The organism is Streptomyces sp. NPDC048295, from assembly GCF_040652135.1.
GTDB lineage: Bacteria > Actinomycetota > Actinomycetes > Streptomycetales > Streptomycetaceae > Streptomyces.
Map to the genome: position 1 here is coordinate 42,809 of NZ_JBEZLL010000027.1, position 20,278 is coordinate 63,086.

At 70.6% G+C, this 20,278-nt stretch carries 16 protein-coding genes; 2 read left to right on the top strand and 14 right to left on the bottom strand.

What is annotated here, in order from left to right; translation table 11 throughout:
• Nucleotides 1–81: 81 nt before the first annotated feature.
• The 4 genes from AB0D53_RS31905 to AB0D53_RS31920 form a co-directional block, all read right to left on the bottom strand.
• Nucleotides 82–759: a response regulator transcription factor gene (locus tag AB0D53_RS31905; RefSeq protein ID WP_362452616.1), complete on the bottom strand. Its 678-nt coding sequence runs from the start codon at nt 757–759 to the stop codon at nt 82–84.
• Nucleotides 756–1,919, bottom strand: coding sequence for a histidine kinase (locus AB0D53_RS31910; protein WP_362452618.1), 1,164 nt, complete (start codon nt 1,917–1,919; stop codon nt 756–758). Before AB0D53_RS31910 ends, AB0D53_RS31905 begins: the two co-directional genes overlap by 4 nt.
• Nucleotides 1,916–2,434, bottom strand: a complete 519-nt coding sequence (locus AB0D53_RS31915; RefSeq protein WP_362452619.1) for a DUF1453 domain-containing protein — start codon at nt 2,432–2,434, stop codon at nt 1,916–1,918. Before AB0D53_RS31915 ends, AB0D53_RS31910 begins: the two co-directional genes overlap by 4 nt.
• Nucleotides 2,435–2,562: 128 nt before the next feature.
• Nucleotides 2,563–4,680, bottom strand: coding sequence for a DNA topoisomerase IV subunit B (locus tag AB0D53_RS31920; RefSeq protein ID WP_362452621.1), 2,118 nt, complete (start codon nt 4,678–4,680; stop codon nt 2,563–2,565).
• Between the two features lie 435 nt (nt 4,681–5,115).
• Here AB0D53_RS31920 and AB0D53_RS31925 point away from each other — a divergent pair, with 435 nt between their 5' ends.
• A complete protein-coding gene (locus AB0D53_RS31925; protein ID WP_024489001.1) occupies nt 5,116–5,349 on the top strand; it encodes a hypothetical protein in 234 nt (77 codons plus the stop codon).
• A gap of 102 nt (nt 5,350–5,451) precedes the next feature.
• On the opposite strand, the gene AB0D53_RS31930 is transcribed toward AB0D53_RS31925, so the two are convergent.
• From AB0D53_RS31930 to AB0D53_RS31960, 7 genes are all read right to left on the bottom strand, one after another.
• Nucleotides 5,452–6,279 (bottom strand): serine protease, encoded by an 828-nt coding sequence (locus AB0D53_RS31930; RefSeq protein WP_362452622.1) that lies wholly within the window; start codon nt 6,277–6,279, stop codon nt 5,452–5,454.
• Nucleotides 6,280–6,412: 133 nt separating this feature from the next.
• Entirely contained in the window at nt 6,413–7,960 is a 1,548-nt protein-coding gene (locus tag AB0D53_RS31935) for an RNA polymerase sigma factor (RefSeq protein ID WP_362452623.1), read from the bottom strand.
• 324 nt (nt 7,961–8,284) lie between these two features.
• Nucleotides 8,285–9,172 carry an FCD domain-containing protein gene (locus AB0D53_RS31940; RefSeq protein WP_362452624.1) on the bottom strand — a complete coding sequence of 296 codons (888 nt, stop codon included), beginning with the start codon at nt 9,170–9,172 and terminating at the stop codon, nt 8,285–8,287.
• A 124-nt stretch (nt 9,173–9,296) separates the two neighbouring features.
• On the bottom strand, nt 9,297–11,147 hold the full coding sequence (locus AB0D53_RS31945) for an ATP-binding cassette domain-containing protein (RefSeq protein ID WP_362452625.1): 1,851 nt from the start codon (nt 11,145–11,147) through the stop codon (nt 9,297–9,299).
• 112 nt (nt 11,148–11,259) lie between these two features.
• On the bottom strand, nt 11,260–12,024 hold the full coding sequence (locus AB0D53_RS31950; RefSeq protein ID WP_329819334.1) for an NUDIX hydrolase: 765 nt from the start codon (nt 12,022–12,024) through the stop codon (nt 11,260–11,262).
• 123 nt (nt 12,025–12,147) lie between these two features.
• Nucleotides 12,148–13,446, bottom strand: coding sequence for a DUF4192 domain-containing protein (locus AB0D53_RS31955; RefSeq protein WP_362452626.1), 1,299 nt, complete (start codon nt 13,444–13,446; stop codon nt 12,148–12,150).
• A 259-nt stretch (nt 13,447–13,705) separates the two neighbouring features.
• Nucleotides 13,706–15,865 carry a RecQ family ATP-dependent DNA helicase gene (locus AB0D53_RS31960; RefSeq protein ID WP_362452627.1) on the bottom strand — a complete coding sequence of 720 codons (2,160 nt, stop codon included), beginning with the start codon at nt 15,863–15,865 and terminating at the stop codon, nt 13,706–13,708.
• A gap of 368 nt (nt 15,866–16,233) precedes the next feature.
• Between AB0D53_RS31960 and AB0D53_RS31965 the strand changes: the two genes are divergently transcribed.
• The gene (locus tag AB0D53_RS31965; RefSeq protein WP_362452628.1) at nt 16,234–16,863 is read left to right on the top strand and encodes a hypothetical protein; all 630 of its coding nucleotides are present in this window, start codon (nt 16,234–16,236) and stop codon (nt 16,861–16,863) included.
• 67 nt (nt 16,864–16,930) lie between these two features.
• Here the strand turns inward: AB0D53_RS31965 and AB0D53_RS31970 are convergent, their stop codons facing one another.
• From AB0D53_RS31970 to AB0D53_RS31980, 3 genes are all read right to left on the bottom strand, one after another.
• Nucleotides 16,931–17,545 carry a hypothetical protein gene (locus tag AB0D53_RS31970; RefSeq protein WP_362452630.1) on the bottom strand — a complete coding sequence of 205 codons (615 nt, stop codon included), beginning with the start codon at nt 17,543–17,545 and terminating at the stop codon, nt 16,931–16,933.
• 60 nt (nt 17,546–17,605) lie between these two features.
• Nucleotides 17,606–18,316, bottom strand: a complete 711-nt coding sequence (locus AB0D53_RS31975; RefSeq protein ID WP_362452631.1) for a ribonuclease HII — start codon at nt 18,314–18,316, stop codon at nt 17,606–17,608.
• A gap of 111 nt (nt 18,317–18,427) precedes the next feature.
• On the bottom strand, nt 18,428–20,170 hold the full coding sequence (locus AB0D53_RS31980; protein WP_362452632.1) for a DUF4153 domain-containing protein: 1,743 nt from the start codon (nt 20,168–20,170) through the stop codon (nt 18,428–18,430).
• Nucleotides 20,171–20,278 lie beyond the last annotated feature (108 nt).

The window sequence follows — 20,278 nt, forward strand, 5'->3', positions numbered from 1 at the left end:
CCACGGACCACTTCGGCCGTGTACCCAAGAATGGGCAGATCGGGAAGATCCCGGGCACATCATTCGCCGGTCTTCACCTCTTCAGGTGATGGTCGATCCGGGCGGCTGTGCGAGGCCCCGAACGTACGCATAACGAACGGCCTGTGCCCGGTCACGCACTCCGGTCTTGGCGAAGAGGTTGTTGATGTGGCTCTTCACGGTGGCCTGCGAAATGTGCAGTCTGCGGGCGATCTCCGGATTGGAGAGGCCCTCGGCGATCAGCACCAGCACTTCCAGCTCACGCGGTGTCAGGCCGTCGGGCAGCTGCGGCTCGGGCGCCGGTGCGGGCGGCGGCGGTCCCGTGGTCACGCGCTCCAGCAGGCGGCGCTGCACGCTCGGCGAGAGACCCGCCTCGCCGGACAGCACGGCCTGGATGGCCCGCACGATCTCTTCGCCCCCGGCGTCCTTGGTGAGATAGCCGCGGGCCCCGGCCTGCAGCGCGGGGAAGAGCGAGTCGTCGTCCGCGAATGTCGTGAGCACCACCACCTGGGTCCCCGGATGGTCCCTGCGGATCCGCCGTGTCGCCTCCGCCCCGTCGCACCGGGGCATCCGCAGGTCCATCAGAACGACATCGGGGGCCAGTTCGGCCACGAGCGCCACTGCCTCCTCGCCGTCCTTCGCCGATCCGACCACCTCGACTCCGGGCAGCAGCCCCAGCAGCATCACGATCCCTTCACGCACGACCGACTGGTCATCGGCGACCACCACCCGCGCGTTCACGCGGGCACCCGCAGACTCACCACGAAACCCTCCTCACCGGGGCCGGCCTCCAGCGTCCCGCCCATCAGCTCGGCCCGTTCCCTCATGCCCAGCAGACCGTATCCGGAGCCGCTGCCGGTCAGCTCGCTCTCGGGCCGGTGTCCCCCCGAGTCCCTGACCTCCAGGGCGACTTCGTCCGGCAGGTACTCCAGCCGCACCAGAACCCTGGCCCCCGGTGCGTGCTTGCGCACATTGGTCAGGGCCTCCTGCGCCACCCGCCGAACCGCCTGCGACGCCTCGGCGGTCAGCGTCCGCCGCTCCCCCGTCACACTGACCTGCGCCGGCTCCGCGGCCGTCAGCTGCCGCAGGAAGTCCTCCACCGGGGAGACCTCGCCCCGGAGCGCGGAGAGAGCCTGGCGGGTCTCCGCGAGCCCCTCACGCGCCATGGAACGTGCGGCCACGACCCGCTCCAACACCTGGTCCCGGAACTCCCCCGCGGGCTCCCGCTCGATCAGGAGCCGCGCCGCCTCCAGATGCACCAGCTGGGCGGAGAGGCTGTGGGCGAGCACATCGTGTATCTCCCGCGCGATCCTGGCCCGCTCGTCCAGGGCGGCTGTCTCGGCCTCCGCCGCGCGAGCCGCCCGCTCCTGCGCGAGGAGCCGCTGGGCGTTGCCCCTCGCCTCGGCATCCAGCCGGAGCACATAGCCGGCCAGCGAGAGACCCACTGTGGACATGGCCGTGGAGAGCCAGCCGTTGGTGTTGACGACGGCGTACGCACCGAGTGCGACGGCTGTGGCCGGAAGGCCCGCCGTGAGCGGCAACCGCTCCAGTGCGGCTACCGCGCTGCCGCACCACAGGATCAGCGCGGGCAGATCGGCACCGGCCTGTTGCGCCCCGAACGCCGCCAGCATCAGCAGGGCCAGCAGTCCGAGCGACGGCCACAGCCGGTGCTCCAGGCTGGTCCGGAAGAAAGCCCACACGGCGAACGCACAGCCCAGTACGGCCAGCAGTCCGAGCACGATCTCCCAGGGCCCGAACCGGCCTCCGCTGAATGTGCCCCAGAGCATGGCGGTGAGCAGGGCCGCCCTGACGGACCAGGTGATCACCTTCCGCGGACGCGTACGGCTGGTCCCCGAGAGGGCTTCCCGGGACGGCCAGCTGGTCCAGGTCGTACGCGTCACACGCGGTCCTTCCACACCGGCCGCGACACCATCCTGCCGACGGAGCCACCGTACGCCGGGTCCATCCGCGCGGCCCGCCACATGAGCACGCCGCCGCGCGCCGCCAGCGTCACCGCGAGGGCCGACAGCAGGGCAGCGCTGCCCTGGTGCATGCCCATCAGAGCGGCAGCCCCGTAGAGGGCGGCTCGCAGCGCCAGTCCCCCTGCCCAGACGAAGCCGGTGGCCCTGGTGCCCTTGCTCCACAGCGAGCCGTCCGCCTCGCGCCACAGCCGGGTGGTCCAGCCCCAGCCCGCTCCCGTCATGAGCCCCGCAGTCAGCTCCGCGCCCAGCACCGCCATGGACAGCGGCACGTGCCGCGGGTCCACCAGTCCGGGCTCGCGCACGGACAGGACGAGGAGGATGGCTGGCAGTATCCACCAGCGTCTGTCGTCCGAGATCTGCCGTGCCGAGCACTGGCGGACGACGACGGCAGTGATCACTGCACCGATCACCAGGACGTTGACGAGTCCTGACATGGCTGCCTCCGATGTGCGGGAAGGTTGAACGCCTTCGACGCTACGGAAACGGCCGGGCCAGGACATCGGCTCAGGGGTTGATCACGGGTGGAGAAGCCGTCTCCACCCGCGGGTGGAGACGGCTTCGCTCAGACGTCGATACGAGAGCGGTCCAGGGTGGCGGCGGAGCTGGTGATGAACTCCTTGCGCGGCGCCACCTCGTTGCCCATCAGCAGATCGAAGACCTGCTCGGACGCCTCCAGGTCGCCGATGTTGATCCTGCGCAGGGTGCGGTGGCGCGGGTCCATCGTGGTCTCCGCGAGCTGGTCGGCGTCCATCTCGCCCAGGCCCTTGTAGCGCTGGATCGAGTCCTTGTACCGGATGTTCTTCCGCTGGAGCTCCAGCAGCCGCTGACGCAGCTCGTTGTCCGAGTACGTGTAGATGTACTTGTCCTGTCCCTTCTTCGGCTGGACCAGCTCGATCCGGTGGAGCGGGGGCACTGCTGCGAAGACCCGGCCCGCCTCGACCATGGGCCGCATGTACCGCTGGAAGAGCGTCAGCAGCAGGACGCGGATGTGCGCGCCGTCGACGTCGGCGTCCACCAGCAGGACGATCTTCCCGTAGCGGGCGGCGTCGATGTCGAAGGTCCGCCCCGACCCGGCTCCTATGACCTGGATGATCGCGCCGCACTCGGCGTTCTTCAGCATGTCCGAGACGGATGCCTTCTGAACGTTGAGGATCTTGCCCCGGATCGGCAGCAGCGCCTGGAACTCGCTGTTCCGCGCGAGCTTCGCCGTACCGAGCGCGGAGTCGCCCTCGACGATGAAGAGTTCGCTGCGGTCCACGTCGTCGCTGCGGCAGTCGGCGAGCTTCGCCGGCAGCGAGGAGGACTCCAGCGCCGTCTTGCGGCGTTGCGCGTCCTTGTGCTGTCGGGCCGCGATGCGGGTCCGCGCGGCCGCGACAGCCTTGTCCAGAACCGCTCTGGCCTGGGCCTTCGCGTCACGCTTCGTCGAGGTCAGGAACGCCTTGAGCTCCTTGGCCACGACGTTGGCGACGATCCGGTTGGCCGCCGAGGTGCCGAGCACCTCCTTGGTCTGGCCCTCGAACTGCGGCTCGGCCAGTCGCACGGTGACCACGGCGGTGAGGCCCTCCAGCGCGTCGTCCTTGACGATGTCGTCCTCGGCGACGCGGAGCAGCTTGGCGGAACGCAGCGCCTCGTTGACCGTCTTGGTCACGGAGCGCTCGAATCCGGTCACGTGCGTGCCGCCCTTGGGGGTGGCGATGATGTTGACGAAGGACTTGAGGTTGGTGTCGTATCCGGTACCCCAGCGCAGGGCGATGTCGACCGCGAGCTCACGCGTGACCTCGGTCGCCGTCATGTGACCGCGCTCGTCCAGGACCGGCACGGTCTCCTTGAAGGTGCCCTGGCCGGTCAGCCGCAGGATGTCGCAGACCGCCTTGTCCTGAGCGAGGTACTCGCAGAATTCACTGATCCCGCCGTCGAAGCGGAAGGTCTCCTCGGTCTTGCCCTCTCCGTCGAGTCCGCGTTCGTCACGGACGACGATCGTGAGACCGGGGACGAGGAAAGCGGTCTGGCGGGCCCGCTGGTGGAGCGTCTCCAGGTTGAGCTTGGCGTCCTTGAGGAAGATCTGCCGGTCCGCCCAGTAACGCACCCTGGTGCCGGTGCGCGTCTTCGGCACCCGCTTGCCCTTGCGCAGACCGTTGGCCGGGTCGAACGGGCTGTCCGGCCCCTGCTCGGTGAAGATCCCCGGGACTCCGCGCCGGAAGCTGATCGAGTGCGTCACGCCGCGGTCGACCTCGACGTCGAGCCGGGCGGAGAGCGCGTTGACGACGGAGGCGCCGACGCCGTGCAGACCGCCGGACGCGGCGTACGAGCCACCGCCGAACTTTCCGCCGGCGTGCAGTTTGGTCATCACGACCTCGACACCGGACAGACCTGTCTTGGGCTCGACATCGACGGGGATGCCCCGCCCGTTGTCCCGGACCTCCACGGAATTGTCGTCGTGGAGAATGACCTCGATGTGATCGCAGTGACCGCCCAGAGCCTCGTCGACGGAGTTGTCGATGATCTCCCAGAGGCAGTGCATGAGGCCGCGGCTGTCGGTGGACCCGATGTACATCCCGGGGCGCTTGCGAACCGCTTCGAGCCCCTCGAGTACGAGCAGATGCCGCGCGGTGTAGTTGGAGCCGTCTCGGTCTGCTCCGCTCAGCAGCGCAGTGGACGGCACGGACGTATCGGCGGTCACGCGGTTCGCTCCTCGCTGAATTTCTTTTGGGGCCCAGTGGGTAACGGGCTCGGCTTCGGTCGCCGCTGAGAGGGTACCGAGGCCTGGTAGAGCGGTTGTAACGCCACCCTTCAACAACCCTCACACTAGTCCAGCCTCGCATACACGTTCGATCCCTCGTAGGAGTGACGCGAACATCACGTTCCCTTCCAGGCATGAACCATTTAGGCTCCGGGCACGTCCTCATGAACAAACCGGCAAGCCAGCCGGGAGGATCCCACCAAGACAAGCAACGCGAAACCGTAGCGCTACGCAATACGGCACATTCGCCGCCAACCGGCAACAGACAGCCATCTCGAGAAGAAGTTTCGAAGAAAAGCCACGAGCGGGAACGTTTTCGGCCTGGTTGGATGTTGACCCTGGTACGACAGCTCGTCGAGCTAGAGAAGAGGCGACGTGACTACTGTTCTGACCCCCGCGAGCCCGCTGACCGCAGCAGACCGCTGTGACCGTTGCGGCGCCCAGGCATATCTGCGCGTCGTCCTGATCAGCGGCGGTGAACTGCTCTTCTGCGCCCACCACGGTCGCAAGTTCGAGCCGGAACTCAAGAAGATCGCCGCGGAAATACAGGATGAGACGGACCGGCTCACGGCTGTGCAGGCCCAAGCCGCCGAAGAGGAACAACACTGACACCTCGCATCCACGACGAGCACGGGCCAGGTCCCGGACCGGCCGACGGGCGGCTCCCCAGAGGGGGAGCCGCCCGTTCTCGTGCCTGCGCGGTGATGCCGTTCAGCCGGCCGGCATCCATCCGATCGCGGCGGAGATCCGCGTGTACACCCCGGGACTGCCCGCCCTGGCGCAGCCGTTCCCCCAGGAGACCAACCCGATGAGCCGCCCACGGGCCACCAGCGGCCCGCCGCTGTCGCCCTGGCATGCGTCGTACCCGCCCAGCAGTTCGCCCGCGCAGAGCATCGCTGAGGCGTCGTACGTGCCGTTCCTGCCGCCCGGGTAGGCCTGCGCGCACGCGGCGTCCGGCAGAACGCTCACTTTCGCGGACCGCAGCGACGACGCGTAGTCGTTGTTGCCCGTCGTGTCACCCCACCCGTAGACGGCTGCTTCGGTGCCGGGTGCGTACGCCGCGTCGCCGGATTCGGCCATCGGAATCGCGCTCTTCTCGGGAAGCGCTTCGGTGAGCGTGAGCACGGCCAGGTCCCCCGCGTTGGTCAGGGGGTCGAACCCCGGATTGGTCCACGCCCCCCGTACCGCGATCTCCTTGCCCCCGGTCCCGCGCAGCGCATCGCGGCCCGTGATGACGCGCAGATCACGCACGCCGGCGACATCGACGCCGAGCGCTGCCCGGCTCAGGCAGTGCGCAGCGGTCAACACCTTCTTCGGCGCCACCACGACTCCGCCGCAGAACTGGCCGGCGCGGGATTCTCCGAACCGGTCACGGCTGGACAGTGCCACAACCCAAGGGCTGTCCTTGACGTGTGCAGGCTGACCGCCGATGACGACGCCGCCCTCGGCCGCCAGGGCGGGAGACCCGAGCGGTATCAGGGCTGTGGCGGCAACCAGGGCGAGCGCCCCGGTCACGGCGCGGAAGACGGTACGGGACATGCGCGCTCCTGACTCTGTGGTGAACCGTTCGCACCCAGAGTCATCCCGCCGGTCGCCGACCGCACGCGTTGATAGGCCGAGGGCCCGGCTCCCCCATGGGGATCCGGGCCCTCGGTCCGTTTGCTCCTGCGACCTAGTCGAGGTAGTCGCGCAGCACCTGCGAACGCGACGGGTGGCGCAGCTTCGACATGGTCTTCGACTCGATCTGACGGATGCGCTCACGCGTCACGCCGTAGACCTTGCCGATCTCGTCCAGGGTCTTCGGCTGGCCGTCGGTGAGACCGAAGCGCATCGAGACCACGCCCGCCTCACGCTCGGAGAGCGTGTCGAGCACCGAGTGCAGCTGCTCCTGGAGAAGCGTGAAGCTGACCGCGTCGGCCGGGACGACCGCCTCGGAGTCCTCGATCAGGTCACCGAACTCGCTGTCCCCGTCCTCACCCAGCGGGGTGTGGAGGGAGATCGGCTCACGACCGTACTTCTGGACCTCGATGACCTTCTCGGGCGTCATGTCGAGTTCCTTGGCCAGCTCCTCCGGCGTGGGCTCACGGCCCAGGTCCTGGAGCATCTGGCGCTGCACACGCGCGAGCTTGTTGATGACCTCGACCATGTGCACCGGAATACGGATGGTGCGGGCCTGGTCGGCCATGGCGCGGGTGATCGCCTGACGGATCCACCAGGTGGCGTACGTGGAGAACTTGTAGCCCTTGGTGTAGTCGAACTTCTCGACCGCGCGGATCAGACCGAGGTTGCCCTCCTGGATGAGGTCCAGGAAGAGCATGCCGCGGCCGGTGTAACGCTTGGCCAGCGACACCACGAGACGGAGGTTGGCCTCCAGCAGGTGGTTCTTGGCCCGGCGGCCGTCCTCGGCGATGATCTCCAGCTCGCGCTTGAGCTTCGGAGCGAGCTTGTCGGAGTTCGCCAGCTTGTCCTCGGCGAACAGACCGGCCTCGATCCGCTTGGCGAGCTCGACCTCCTGCTCGGCGTTGAGGAGGGGAACCTTGCCGATCTGCTTCAGGTAGTCCTTGACCGGGTCGGCGGTGGCGCCGGCGACGGCGACCTGCTGCGCAGGTGCGTCGTCCTCGTCGTCGTCGGAGAGGACGAAGCCCTTGTTCTCGCCCTCGCCCTCCTCTTCCTCGCCCTTACCGGCCTTGACTTCCTCGACCGCCTCGTCGCCGTCGAGGAGCTCGTCGTCCTGCTTTCCGGACTTCTTCGTTGCTGTCTTCTTGGCCGCCGTCTTCTTCACGGCGGTCTTCTTGGCAGCCGTCTTCTTGGCTGCTGCCTTCTTCGCAGGGCCGGCCGCGGCAGCGTCGTCAGCCACCACGTCCACGGTCTCTGCCGACGGGGCGGCAGTGGCCGCGACCGTCCTGGTCACGGTTGTCTTGGCCGCGACGGTCTTGGTGGCGGTGCGCTTGACCGGGCTCTTCGCTGCGACGCTCTTGCGGGCACGTTTGGACGGCTCCGCGGCACTGACCATCAGCGTCACACCCTCTTCCTCGAGGATCTGGTTGAGGCTGCGCAGAACATTCTTCCACTGGGTTGGCGGAATCTGGTCAGCCTCGAAGGCCCGACGCACGTCATCGCCGGCGATCTGCCCATCAGCCTTTCCCCGCTCGATGAGCGCCATCACAGACTCGGACTCGGCGATCTCCGGCGGGAGCGTACGGGATGTGCTGGCCGACACGAACAACCTCTCGGAACGATGGAAACGGCTTCCGGCCCGGCCCCGGAAAGGGCTTGAGCCGACGACCGCCGGTCTGGGAATGTACCGACGGCGCGGGTGTCGCCTCAGAACTCCACAGCGCACTCAATGGCTGCTGTATTCCTTCCGCGGCGGTCACCTCTTAAGTCATCGCACTGTTTCGAGGAGTGTTACGCCCAATCCGCGTGGCCCGAGTCACACCTCATTTGCGACGAACGTGACCATGGGTGCAGAAACCTCGCAACCGTGCCGCCGGACCGTGACGGTCCGGCGACACACGGTTCGCACACCGTGGCCGTGCTGTGCTCAGTGCTCGCGGGGCGCAGGCACCACACGCTCCACCTCGGGGTGGACGACGAGCAGTTGACGCATGGCCGCCTCGGCGCCTGCCGCGTCGCCGGCCGCGAGGGCTTCGACGATCCGGGCGTGATGACCGAGGGATGCCTCGCTGGGGCGGTCACAGCCCGTGACCGGGCCGCCCGAGACCTGAAGGGCCGCGGAGACGATGCCGGAGAGGTGCTCCAGCATGCGGTTGCCGGCCGCCTGGATGAGCAGGGAGTGGAACTCGGCATCGGCCCGGGAGCAGGTGATCGCGTCCCCCTGCCCGACCGCATGCCCCATGATCTCCACCATGTCGCCGAGGCGCTGCTGAATGTCCTCACGACCGTGGCCTGCGGCGAGACGCGCGGCGAGGGGCTCGATCGTCCACCGGAGCTCCCCGAGCTCGCGTCGCTGGTCCTCGCGCTGAGGTCCGAAGGCGCGCCATTCGATGATGTCGGGATCCAGCAGGTTCCAGTCACTGACGGGGCGGACCCGGGTACCCACGTTGGGACGGGCGCTGACCAGGCCTTTGGCCTCGAGGACACGCAGCGATTCACGTACGACGGTGCGGGAGACCTCGAAACGCTGACCGATCTCCTCCGGCACGAGAGGGCGGTCGGCGCCCAGGTCGCCCGAAACGATCATCTGACCCAGCTGCTGAACGAGTTGGCCGTGGAGGCCGCGGCCCCGACTGGCCGAGCCCCGCCGGCTCACCCGGCCGAGGTCCACGTCGGAGCCTTCCCAGGAGCGAAGAGCGGCACGCTCGCCGGCCGGCGCCTCCGCATACGGGTAGCGATCGAGTTCACCCGGGCCGGCGAGGCCGGAATCGGCGGAGCGGGCGGCGGTCATCATGGTGTGCGCAAGGGTACTCACGCATCCTTTGTCGGCGCAGCTCACTCGGCTCTTGAGGTCTTTGGTGAAAAGCACACGAAAGGGTGATCGGCGCCCGCCCCCCAATTGACGCTTTACTGGTATAAACCGGGCATTTTTAAAGCGGTTACCAGGCCTGTCCCGATCCGGCGGCCCTCTGAGGCCGCCAACGGGGCCTACCGAGAAGGCCGGTGAACAGGTAGGCGAAGACCAGGACCGACAGCGACAACGCCAACGCGGCCCCCACCGGGTGGGCCACGACGCCCACGGCGAGCGCCACCCACCGGTCCGTCTCGTGCGGCCAGCGCGGCCACATCAGCTCGCGCAGCCTGGCCGGAAATCCGGCGATCGGACGGGGCCCCGGCGCCGTCAGCACCAGCTGGACGAGCGGCACGACGAGTACGGGGACGGCGAGCACCGCGGCGACACCGGCCGTCGTCACCCTGAAGACTCCGGCGGCCAGGAGGCCCGCCCAGGCGCAGCCCACGGTCAGCGCCACCCAACTCACGCCCAGGGAAACCGGGTTCGGCGGGACGTGCATCCAGTCGTGGCCGTACACGAGGCGAAGAGTTCCGACTGAGGCCAGTACGACGGCCGGAGCGAGCACCGCGGCGACACCCGCGGACACCACCAGCTTGGCCAGAAGCAGTCTCAGGCGGCGGGGAACGGTACCCCGGCCCGCGGCAAGTGCGGGGTAACGGAATTCGTCACCGAACGACAGGGCACCGAGCAGCCCGGCCCCGACCGCCGCGGGCGGCAGCGGCAGCAGCGACGGCCACGCCGCCAGCACCTTCGGCAAGGACGCATGGCCGGTGCGGGCGAGGAGCACGGAGAGTCCGACGGAGACGACCAGAACGGCGGCCACGATCAGGGTTGTCGTTCTGACGCCGAGCAGGCGGCGCAGTTCGTACCGCAGCGGGTGCAGCGGGCCGGGGGCCGGGTGGCGACGGATGGGCGGCGCCGGTTGCGGGACCGATGCCCGCGCGACCGGTCGCGGATCGCGCGATCCGGTGCGGCCGTCAGGCCCTGCGGGCCCTGAAGGCCGCGGGGAACCTGCCGGATCGCGGGGCTCCGCGGGGTCCGTTTCCTCGCCGGGCGCGGTGGAGCGGGTGCCGCCGACCTCGTCGGCCAGTCGGTGCACCGGAAGACCGTGCCGGAATGCGATGTCACCGATCTCCGCGCACGTGGAGCCGTACACGGCGAGGCGGCCACCGGCCTCGGCGACCACCTCGACCGAGCGCCGCGCCGCCCGGGCCTCGCGGCTGACGATTGCCGCGAGGCGAGCCGCGTGCGGGGTCCGGACCGCGACCCGGGGGCGGAGGCGGGTCCGCGAGAAGTCACCGGCGTCCTGGTCCGCGACAAGGCGACCGCTGTCGATGGTGACCACACGGTCAGCGGCGTGCGCTGCCTCCTTGGGGTCCGCAGTGGTGTACAGAACGGTTCCGCCCCGGGCCGCATGGGCCCGTAGCAGCCCGTGCAGCCAACCGCCCTCGCGCGACGCGAGACCTTCTGCCGGATCGTCGAGGACGAGCGTGTGGGGGTCGCCGAGCAGCGCCGAGGCGAGGGCGAGCCGCCGGTCCATGCCGAGCGAGAGTGCGCCGATGCGCTGGTCCCCGAGTCCGGCGAGACCTACAAGCTCAAGCAGTTCATCGGCCCGCGCCGGGGGTACGCCCGCGGCGGCGCCGAGCATCCGGAGCTGACCGCGAGCGGTACGGGCGGGGTGCCCGGGTACGTCCCCGAGCAGCACCCCGACCTCACGCGCGGGGTGCGGGATCCGGTGCATCGGTCTGCCCCGGAAGTGGGCGACCCCTCGCCCCGGGTCCAGTTCGAGCAGGAGGCGGAGGGCCGCGGTCTTGCCCGAGCCGGAATCACCCAGCAGTGCGGTGACCTGGCCGGGCCGGGCTTCGAAGGTGAGATCGTCCACGGCGGCCGGAAGACCGCGGCGGGGGGCACTGGTGAGTCCGATGGCCTGGAGCATCGCTTCTCTCGCGGAAGGTGAGACCGCTCGGCGGCAGGGCGGGTACCGCAAAAAGATAACGTGACATATCCGACTTTTTGCGCAGCATCGACCCTGTCGGCGTTCCGCGAGGTCAGACTTCCGGCCTCAGCATCGGAGGATTGAGCACGGTGGCCGCGCCGGCCCGGAAGAGCTGGGCCGGGCGTCCGCCCTGGCGGGTGGTCGTGCCGCCGGTGGGCACCAGGAAGCCGGGGGTGCCGGTGACCTTGCGATGGAAGTTCCGCGGGTCGAGAACCACTCCCCACACCGCCTCGTACACCCTCCGGAGCTCACCGACCGTGAAGGCCGGCGGGCAGAAGGCAGTGGCCAGGGAAGAGTATTCGATCTTGGAACGGGCACGTTCGACGCCGTCGGCGAGGATCTGCGCGTGGTCGAAGGCCAGTGGGGCCTGATTCTCACCATCGTGGCCGAAGCTTCCCTCCGCCCCGAGCAGATCGTCGACGGGCGCCCATCGCGCGCTGTTCGCATCGCCGCCCGCACGTGGGGCCGGCAGATCGGGAGCCAGGGCGAGATGGGCGACGCTGACGACCCGCATCCGCGGATCACGACCAGGATCGCCGTAAGTGGCGAGCTGTTCGAGATGGGCGCCGTTCCCGATCGCCGGGGCCGCCGGGTCCTGGGCGCACAGACCGGTCTCCTCGACCAGCTCGCGCGCTGCTGCGGCTCCGAGATCCTCATCGGCTTTGACGAAGCCGCCGGGCAGCGCCCACCGCCCCTGGAACGGTGGCTCACCACGGCGTACCACCAGCGCGCAGAGCGCATGGCGGCGCACCGTGAGCACGACCAGGTCGACGGTGACAGCGAAGGGCGGGAAGGTCGACGGGTCGTAGGGCGGCATGCGGTGATCATAGTCGTCTGCCTGACGATAAACACTCCCTTCGCCATGCTCTTCCAGGAGCTCTTCGCCGCCTCTTCGCCCGTCGTGTCTCCCGCCCGTCTCCGTGGCGACGGGGCCCGCGGGTCATCCCTCGCCACCGGGTGCGCGCCGGCCGGGGGCGGCCTGCCCGGACCGACGCCGGGTGGCCGGCGATTCGGGACGGGCGGGGCCGGACGGGGCCTTCTTCCGGCGGGTGGCGGCCGGCCGCGCCGTGCGGGGTCGCACGCTGCGGTCCGGCCGGTGACCACGCCGCCCCGTTCGTGCGCTGCGTTCCCCCCGCAGGCATCGGCGCAGGGTCTCCGGGTCGAGGCCCTGGTTGCAGGCCTCGTGAAGAAGCTGGGCGAAGGTGTAGTCGGAATCCGCCCGCAGGGCGAGGCCCAGGGCAACCCGTGCGCCCGGTTCGTCGCCCGTCGACCACGAGACCCATCCGGCCAGGGTCAACGGCGCCGCCGCATGCTCCTCGTACGGTGCCACGCAACGACGGGACAGTCCGCGCCAGAGCCGCAACGCCGAATCGGCTTCCGGGCCTTCCATCCATTCCGCGGCCCTGTCGCGGGTCTCCCGGTCCTGGAGGCCGAGGATCACCGCTGCTGCTTCGTCATGGCTGATCAGCCGGTCGTCATTGATGTCCGAGACGGAGGGCGCCCCCGCCGGCGCCTCCCTGAGGCGTTTCATGAGCTGCCGGGCGAGGTCCAGGGTCTCCCGGGCCACCTCCTGCCGTCCCTCTTCGTCGAGGAGCCTGGGCAGCAACTCGGCACCCGCCGAGTCGAGTGCGCGTTGCTGGTCTGCCGCCGCCGAGGTCTTCAGCGGTGCGAGCCTCGCCTCCATCTCCCGCAACGATCCGCGTACTTGGATACCCGCGTACGCGGCGGCGGCCGCCATCACCGAAGTGCCGGGCATGGCCATCTGGTTCCCCTCCGCCGGGCAGCAGCGCCCGTCCGGGCAGCAGTAGGACCAGTACCGCCCGTCGGAGATGCAGAGCGCTTCGAGCACCGGGACGTCCAGCGCGCCGCAGGCCGTACGCAGACGCTGGGCGAACGGCCGCAGCCGCTCCATGATCCGACTGCCGGATTCGCCCTCGACGGGATCCTGGCAGAGGAAGATGACGATCGCGTCAGGGCGCTCCCCACGCCGCTCGCTCCCCTTGATCAGGCATTCGGCGAGCTGCTCGGCGACGGGGGCCCATTCCTGCGGCGCCTGCGGGATGCCGAGCCTGAGACGGCCGCCGAAGCGCCCCCTGCCTCCGTGCAGGGCGACCATGACCACGCTGTCGTTCGGGTGGAAGCCCATCAGATACGGGAGGGCATCGGCGAGTTCGGCAGGGCCTCGCAGGGTGATCTGCTGCTCGTCGGCCGGACCGGTGGATTCGTGGTGCTGGTTCATGGGATGACCGTCCCGCGGGCGGCCGGATTCCGCGACCCCTGTGGATAACTTTGTCCACAGGGGCACAGGGGTGTTGGCGCTCCGCCTTGGTCATCGGGTTGCATGAAGGCGTGACCGCCATCGACATGCACCGGGCCCGGATCAGCGACCGTTCGATCCGCTCACGGGTGCTCGGCGCGAAACGGCCGTCGCGGCACGGGCGCAGGCGCAGGCACAGGCACAGGCACAGGCACATGCACATGCACAGGCACGAACGATCTCAGCCTGCTGCGGCAAGGACCAGGGGAAGAACCTGTTCACTGCCTGCCTGCCGGAGCAGGCGGGCGGCGACGGCGAGGGTCCAGCCGGAGTCGGTGCAGTCGTCCACGAGCAGTACGGGGCCGGGGGTGCCGCCCAGAGCGCCGGCCAGCTCCTCGGGAACGGCGAACGCTCCGGAGAGCGCCCTGAGGCGTTGGGCGGAGTTGCTGCGCCGGGCCGCGTGCGCACCGTTCGGCCCGGTGTACGCCAGGGTCCCGAGGAAGGGAAGGCGGCCGACGGTCGCGATTCCCTGGGCGAGGGAGCCGACCAGTTGCGGGCGGGTCAGGGACGGTACGGCAACGACTCCTACCGGCCGGGCGGCGGCGTCCGGGGCATTCGGTGCCCAGCCGCCCGGGGAGCGTGCCCAGTCGGCGAGGACCGCCACCGCAGCCCGCAGGACATCGTCGGGGACCGGACCGTCGGGTGCGTTGTCAGCCAGCAGCGGGCGCAGTCGGTTGCCCCAGCCGATGTCCGAGAGCCGTCCCAGGGCACGTCCGGTGGAGCACTGCTCCTTGGCCGGGATGCGGCCCTTGAGGTCGATGCCCAGCGCGGGCATCCCCGTCGGCCACATGCGGCGCGGCTCGACCTCCACGCCGGGGCGGTCCAGTTCCTTCGTCGCACCTGTCAGCGTCTCGGCGGAAACGGCCGTGTCGGCCCAGGCCCCCGCACAGTTGTCGCAGCGGCCGCACGGGGCCGCCCCCTCGTCGTCCAGCTGCCGGCGCAAGAACTCCATCCGGCACTCGGACGTGCCCGCGTAGTCCCGCATGGCCTGCTGCTCGGCTGCCCGCTGCCGTGCCACCCACGCGTAGCGTTCGGCGTCGTACATCCACTCGGCGCCCGTGGCCGTCCAGCCGCCCTTGACCCGCTTGACCGCGCCGTCGACGTCCAGCACCTTCAGCATCGACTCCAGCCGGGTGCGCCGGAGGTCCACCGCTGCCTCCAGAGCCGGCACGGACAACGGCCGTCCCGCGCTCGCGAGGGCCGAGAGGGTCTGCCGGACCTGCGCCTCGGGCGGAAAGGCGGTATCGGCGAAGTAGCGCCAGATGGCCTCGTCCTCCTTGCCCGGCAGCAGCAGCACATCGGCGTGGGCAACCCCGCGCCCCGCGCGCCCCACCTGCTGGTAATAGGCGATCGGCGAGGACGGCGAGCCGAGGTGGACCACGAAACCCAGGTCCGGCTTGTCGAAGCCCATGCCCAGGGCCGAGGTCGCGACCAGCGCCTTGACCCGGTTCTCCTGCAGGTCGACCTCGGCCTGCAGCCGGTCGGCGTTCTCCGTCCTTCCGGTGTACGAGGCGACGCGGAAGCCGCGCTGCCGCAGGAAGGCGGTGGCCTCCTCCGCTGCGGCGACGGTGAGGGTGTAGATGATTCCGGAGCCCGGCAGCTCGTCCAGGTGCTCGGCGAGCCAGGCCAGGCGGTGCGGGGCGTCCGGCAGCCGGACGACGCCCAGCCGCAGGCTCTCCCGCTCCAGCGGACCGCGCAGCACCAGGGCCTCGCCGGCGCCGGTGCCCAGCTGATCGGCCACATCCGCGGTGACCCGCGCGTTCGCCGTCGCGGTGGTGGCCAGCACCGGCACGCCGGGGGCGAGCTCGGCGAGCATCGCCCGCAACCGGCGGTAGTCGGGGCGGAAGTCATGTCCCCAGTCGGAGATGCAGTGCGCCTCATCCACCACCAGCAGACCCGTGGTGGCCGCGAGCTTGGGCAGCACCTGATCACGGAAATCCACGGAGTTGAGACGCTCCGGGCTCACGAGGAGGACATCGGTCTCGCCGCGCTCGACCTCCTCGTAGATGGTCTCCCACTCCTCCGGGTTGGCCGAGTTGATGGTGCGCGCCCGGATACCGGCCCGCGCCGCCGACTCGACCTGGTTGCGCATCAGCGCCAGCAGCGGCGAGACGATCACCGTGGGCCCCGAACCGCGCCTGCGCAGCAGAGCGGTGGCGACGAAGTACACCGCCGACTTGCCCCAGCCCGTACGCTGCACCACCAGCGCACGCCGACGCTCCTCCACCAGGGCGGCCACCGCCTGCCACTGGTCCTCCCGGAGCCTCGCCGAACCGCCGGGGTCGCCGACGAGCTCGGCGAGGATGGCATCGGCTTCGGCGCGGAGCTCCAGGTTGTCCATGCCTCCATGCAACCCGATAGCACTGACAATCGGCGAATCCACCCCGTGGGGCACCCGCGCGCCGGCCGGGGACCGGGCGGTGGCAGCGGGGCTCAAGCGGCCGAACGGGGCGGACGGGGTGTTTCTGCTGGTCCTCGCCGTTCAGGCGGGGCAGGAGCGTCGTCCGGGCCTGGCGTGGGCAGGGATATCAGAGTCATTCCGGCTGATTCCCGTCAGCCGTGCCATTTGCTCGTTGCCGCCCGCCGATACGCCAGGAAGAATTGGACCCGCTCCCCGCACAGTCCCTTTCGCGGTCCGGAAGGACTGTGCCCCGGTGCGCCCTCACCCGGCTCTGCCCGCACCATGGGCGCGTATGCGAAGGGAGGATCGTGACCTTCGGATTCGCTTCGTCCGCAGCCACTTCGATATCCGCGTCCGCCGACTCGGCCAACCGTCTCGCCAGGATGCTCGAACCGGCCGAGTGGGCCGAAGCGGGCATACCGTTGCTGCGCAGCCCCCGCGAGGTCGTCAGCGGCCTGCACGCCCGGCACGGGCCGACCCCGTCGACCGCTGTGGTCGCCGTGCTCGACCATGAGGAACGCCTCACGGCCAGCGCCTCGTTCGCCCGCCGCTCCACGGCTGCGGACGGCTGGGAGTTCCGCAACGCGCTGCTGGCGCATCTGCGCCGGGTCGTCCCGCACGATCTCCGCCGCCGCACGCCCGTCCGTACCGCGGTGCTGCTCTACTGCCGCGAGGGCGACGAGCGTTGGACGGAGGAGGACGGGGCGTGGATGTGGGGCCTGCGGGACGCCTGCACGCTGCACGGCCTGCGGTGCGGCGCGTACATCACGCTGACCCGGGGCGGTTGGCAGGTACTGGGCGAGGGGCGGGGCGGGCGCCGTCCCAGCTCCACATCGCGGCCGTCCGCCCTCGCCGACACCTCGCTCGGCCCGGATCCGGCCCCGCTGCGCTCCGGCGGCGGCGCGGCGCAGCCGCTGCGGCGTACCGTCGCCCGCTGACCGCGGCCGCGGACCCGGCCGCCCTCTCGGACGGCCGGGCCATCATGCGTGCCGAGTGTCCCGCGGATCAGACGCCAGCGCCGAGCACTGCGTTGATCCGCTGCGGGTCCCCGCACACGATCAGCAGTGCTCCGGCGCGTTCCCGCGCCCCGGTCAGCGCACCGTCAAGGGCATCACCGCCGTTGACGGCGACGATCACCACCGGACGGGTCTTCATCCGGTCCGCGGCCGCGGCACCGGCGAAGAAGACGTCCTCGCCGGCCTCGTACTGCGCCCAGTAGGCGGCCTCTCCGAAGGAGAGTTCGTGCGCGGCCCACGGGTGCTGCTCGCCGGTGGTGAGCACCAGGATGTCGCCGGGTGCGCGACCGGAGTCGAGCAGCAGGTCCACGGCTTCGTCGGCGGCGTCGAGTGCGCCGGCCGCCGAGGCGGGAATCAGCTGGATCTGCGGTGCGGAACGATTCTCCGGCCGGTCCGTCCGGGGACGGTCGGAGGTGGGGTGCGGGCGCTGCGCCGGGGGCGCGGGCCTCGCGGGGCCGGGCCCGGGGCGACCGGGACGCGGCGTGGCCGCTGAACGCGGACCGGGTACAGGACGGGGGGTCGGCGCGGTGCGGCCTGCGGCCGGAGTGACGCGGGGACCCTGGGCGCTCTCGTGAATCTGAGGCTCCTCGGGGATGAGAGGCATGGGTGGTTGTCTATCAAACGCCGGCGCTCGGGACGTCGGCGGGTGGGTACTTGTGCGCGATCAGAAGTCGAAGCCGAGCTGGCCCCCGCTTTCCAGTGCAGCCGCCTCGGCGGAGATGCGGACCTTCTTGAGGTGCTGCCACCTGGGCAGCGCGTCGAGGTAGGACCACGAAAGCCGGTGGTGGGGGGTCGGCCCCCGCTCCTCCAGCGCGGCCCTGTGTACGGGCGACGGGTAACCGGCGTTGGCCCCGAAGGCGAAATCGGCGTACTCCCCGGAATCCGCACCCAGTTCGGCCATCATCGTGTCCCGGTGGACCTTCGCGATCACCGAGGCGGCCGCGACCGCGATACAGGACTGGTCACCCTTGATCACCGTACGGACCTGCCAGGGCGGGCCCAGGTAGTCGTGCTTGCCGTCGAGGATCACCGCGTCCGGCCGGACCGGCAGGGCTTCGAGGGCGCGCACGGCGGCGAGGCGCAGCGCGGCCGTCATCCCGAGCTCGTCGATCTCCGTCGCGGAGGCGTCGCCGAGACCGAACGCGGTGACCCAGCGCTCCAGCAACGGCGCGAGCTCCGCGCGGCGTTTGGGGCTGATCAGCTTGGAGTCGGTGAGTCCGGCGGGAGGTCTGCGGAGGCCGGTGACGGCCGCGCACACGGTGACCGGTCCCGCCCACGCTCCGCGTCCGACCTCATCGACACCGGCGACGGTCTTGGCACCGGTGGTGGCGCGCAGTGAGCGCTCGACGGTGTGCGTGGGTGGTTCGTACGGCATGGCGCCTGTCAGCGTACGCCGATGGGGGCGCCCGCAACACCCCGGGGCACCCGTCGGCCGTCCCGGACGCGTTCATGCCCCCACCTCCCGCACGCGCGCGGCACGGACCGGTCAGTACGGGTCGTAGGGATCGCTCACGCCACCGTCGCGATCGCCGCCTTCGACACCCCTGCGCGTCGTTCGGGCACAGGACTGCTCCGCGTCCCGCGGACTCCGTTTCCGCAGAATGTCCCGGGCCCGCGCCTCGCCCCAGCTGGTGGCGTACCAGGGGGCGTCGTCGGAGCGCAGCGAGCGCTCGATGTCCCTGAGGGCGCAGGAGCGCAGGGGCTCGGGCAGCGTGTCCAGGGCCGGTACCGCGTCGGCGGAGAGGCCCCGGAGGTAGTCGATGTCGATCGAGTGGTCGGCGCGGTAACGCTGCACGTTCTGCTCCGCGATCAGACCGTCGGGCGAGGCGAGTCCGAACGCGAGGACGCCGACCGCCGCGCTCGCGGCCACGGCACGCGGCAGCAGCCGGGCACCGAACACCCCGGCAGCCATGATCAGGACGAGCACCACACCCAGCCAGAGTTCCACCGCGGCCACCGATATCCGTAGCCGCGTCAGACCGTACGCGTCGACGTAGAGGTCCATCCGCCTCAGCGCGGAGGCCACGACGATCAGGGTGAGCAGGCACAGCACGCCGAGCACGGTCCGGACGAGAGTGCGGTCGCTCCCCCGCCCGCGGGGGGCCCAGCGCAGCGCGAGCGCGATCACCAGCAGCGTGAGGAGTGTGGCCCAGAGAAGCTGCCAGAAGCCCTGCCGGGCGTATGCGGAGTAGCTGAGATCGGTCTCGGCCATCACCTTGTCGTACCCACCGAGCAGCACGGTGAGCTGGACGGCGATGAACACGGCGAACAGCAGGTTCAGCACGACGAGCGGGAGGGCCCACTCCAGTCGCCCGCGGGGCTTTCCCCTGCGGACGGTGATGCCGTCCCAGCGCACCGGAGCGGCTGCCGCGTACGCGGCGGCGAGCGCGCCGACCAGGCCGGTCAGGAAGAGGAGGAATCGCCACGGGCTGCCGCTGACCGACACATCGGGCATCAGACTGCCGAGCACGTCGGCGAAGGCGGCGTCGGCGCTCGCGAACAGCGCCCCGAACACGATCAGCAGGACGACCGCCACCGCGGCGCTGCGGAGAACGCCGCCCAGCCGGCCGCGGGAGCCCGACATCCGCGCGCGCACGCCCCGTCCGCCCCAGGCGAGACCGTCGGCGACGGCGCTGAACAGACCCAGTGACCCCAAAAACACCCCGAGCCAGCTGCGGCTGCCGTGCAGGGCGAGCGAGCCCAGCGCGACCGCCGACACGACGGCCAGGAAGACGGGCCATCCGGCGTCCCGAAGGGCCGGGACGGCGAGGAGTGCCAGTCCGCCGACTGCCCAGACGCCCGTCCACGGACGCAGGCGGCGACCGGTGGTCCGCGCGGCGAAGAAGGCCCCGAGCGCCGCGGGGACCGCGACGATCAGCGCGTTCAGGCCGAGGCCGTCGCCCAGCAACAGGCCGCTCAGGATCGCTGTGACAATGACGCAGCAGAGCGTCGCGCCGGGGACCGCGGCCGGCGTGGCCGGGCGGAGCGTCGACAGTGCGGTGGCCTGGGGGCTGTTCTTCCGCCAGGGGTCGGCCGGCTGCTGGTGACCACCGTGTCGCGCGTATCCCGGCACTTCCGGCGGCTCGGGAACGGTGCCCCCGGGCTCCGGCGTCGGCGTCTTCGGCAGTGCGCGCTGCCCGGGCGTTCCGGCCTGCCCCGATGGCTCGGGCTGCTCGGACGGCTCGGGAGCGTCGGCCGGCCGGGGCGTTTCTGACGTGTGATCGGACATGGGACCCCTCCCCCACCGAGGGCCGCGCACACCGCCCACAGGGCAGCGGCTGGGGCACCCCGGCGTCTCGATTTCGGCGCACGCCCGTCCGGATGATCATCGGCGGCG

What these genes read in the sequence shown, in the direction of transcription:
- AB0D53_RS31960 (WP_362452627.1), bottom strand. Translation starts at nt 15,865, where the DNA reads ATGGACAACCTGGAGCTCCGCGCCGAAGCCGATGCCATCCTCGCCGAG.
- AB0D53_RS31915 (WP_362452619.1), bottom strand. Translation starts at nt 2,434, where the DNA reads ATGTCAGGACTCGTCAACGTCCTGGTGATCGGTGCAGTGATCACTGCC.
- AB0D53_RS31945 (WP_362452625.1), bottom strand. Translation starts at nt 11,147, where the DNA reads ATGCTCCAGGCCATCGGACTCACCAGTGCCCCCCGCCGCGGTCTTCCG.
- AB0D53_RS31970 (WP_362452630.1), bottom strand. Translation starts at nt 17,545, where the DNA reads ATGCCTCTCATCCCCGAGGAGCCTCAGATTCACGAGAGCGCCCAGGGT.
- AB0D53_RS31950 (WP_329819334.1), bottom strand. Translation starts at nt 12,024, where the DNA reads ATGCCGCCCTACGACCCGTCGACCTTCCCGCCCTTCGCTGTCACCGTC.
- AB0D53_RS31955 (WP_362452626.1), bottom strand. Translation starts at nt 13,446, where the DNA reads ATGAACCAGCACCACGAATCCACCGGTCCGGCCGACGAGCAGCAGATC.
- AB0D53_RS31975 (WP_362452631.1), bottom strand. Translation starts at nt 18,316, where the DNA reads ATGCCGTACGAACCACCCACGCACACCGTCGAGCGCTCACTGCGCGCC.
- AB0D53_RS31980 (WP_362452632.1), bottom strand. Translation starts at nt 20,170, where the DNA reads ATGTCCGATCACACGTCAGAAACGCCCCGGCCGGCCGACGCTCCCGAG.
- AB0D53_RS31930 (WP_362452622.1), bottom strand. Translation starts at nt 6,279, where the DNA reads ATGTCCCGTACCGTCTTCCGCGCCGTGACCGGGGCGCTCGCCCTGGTT.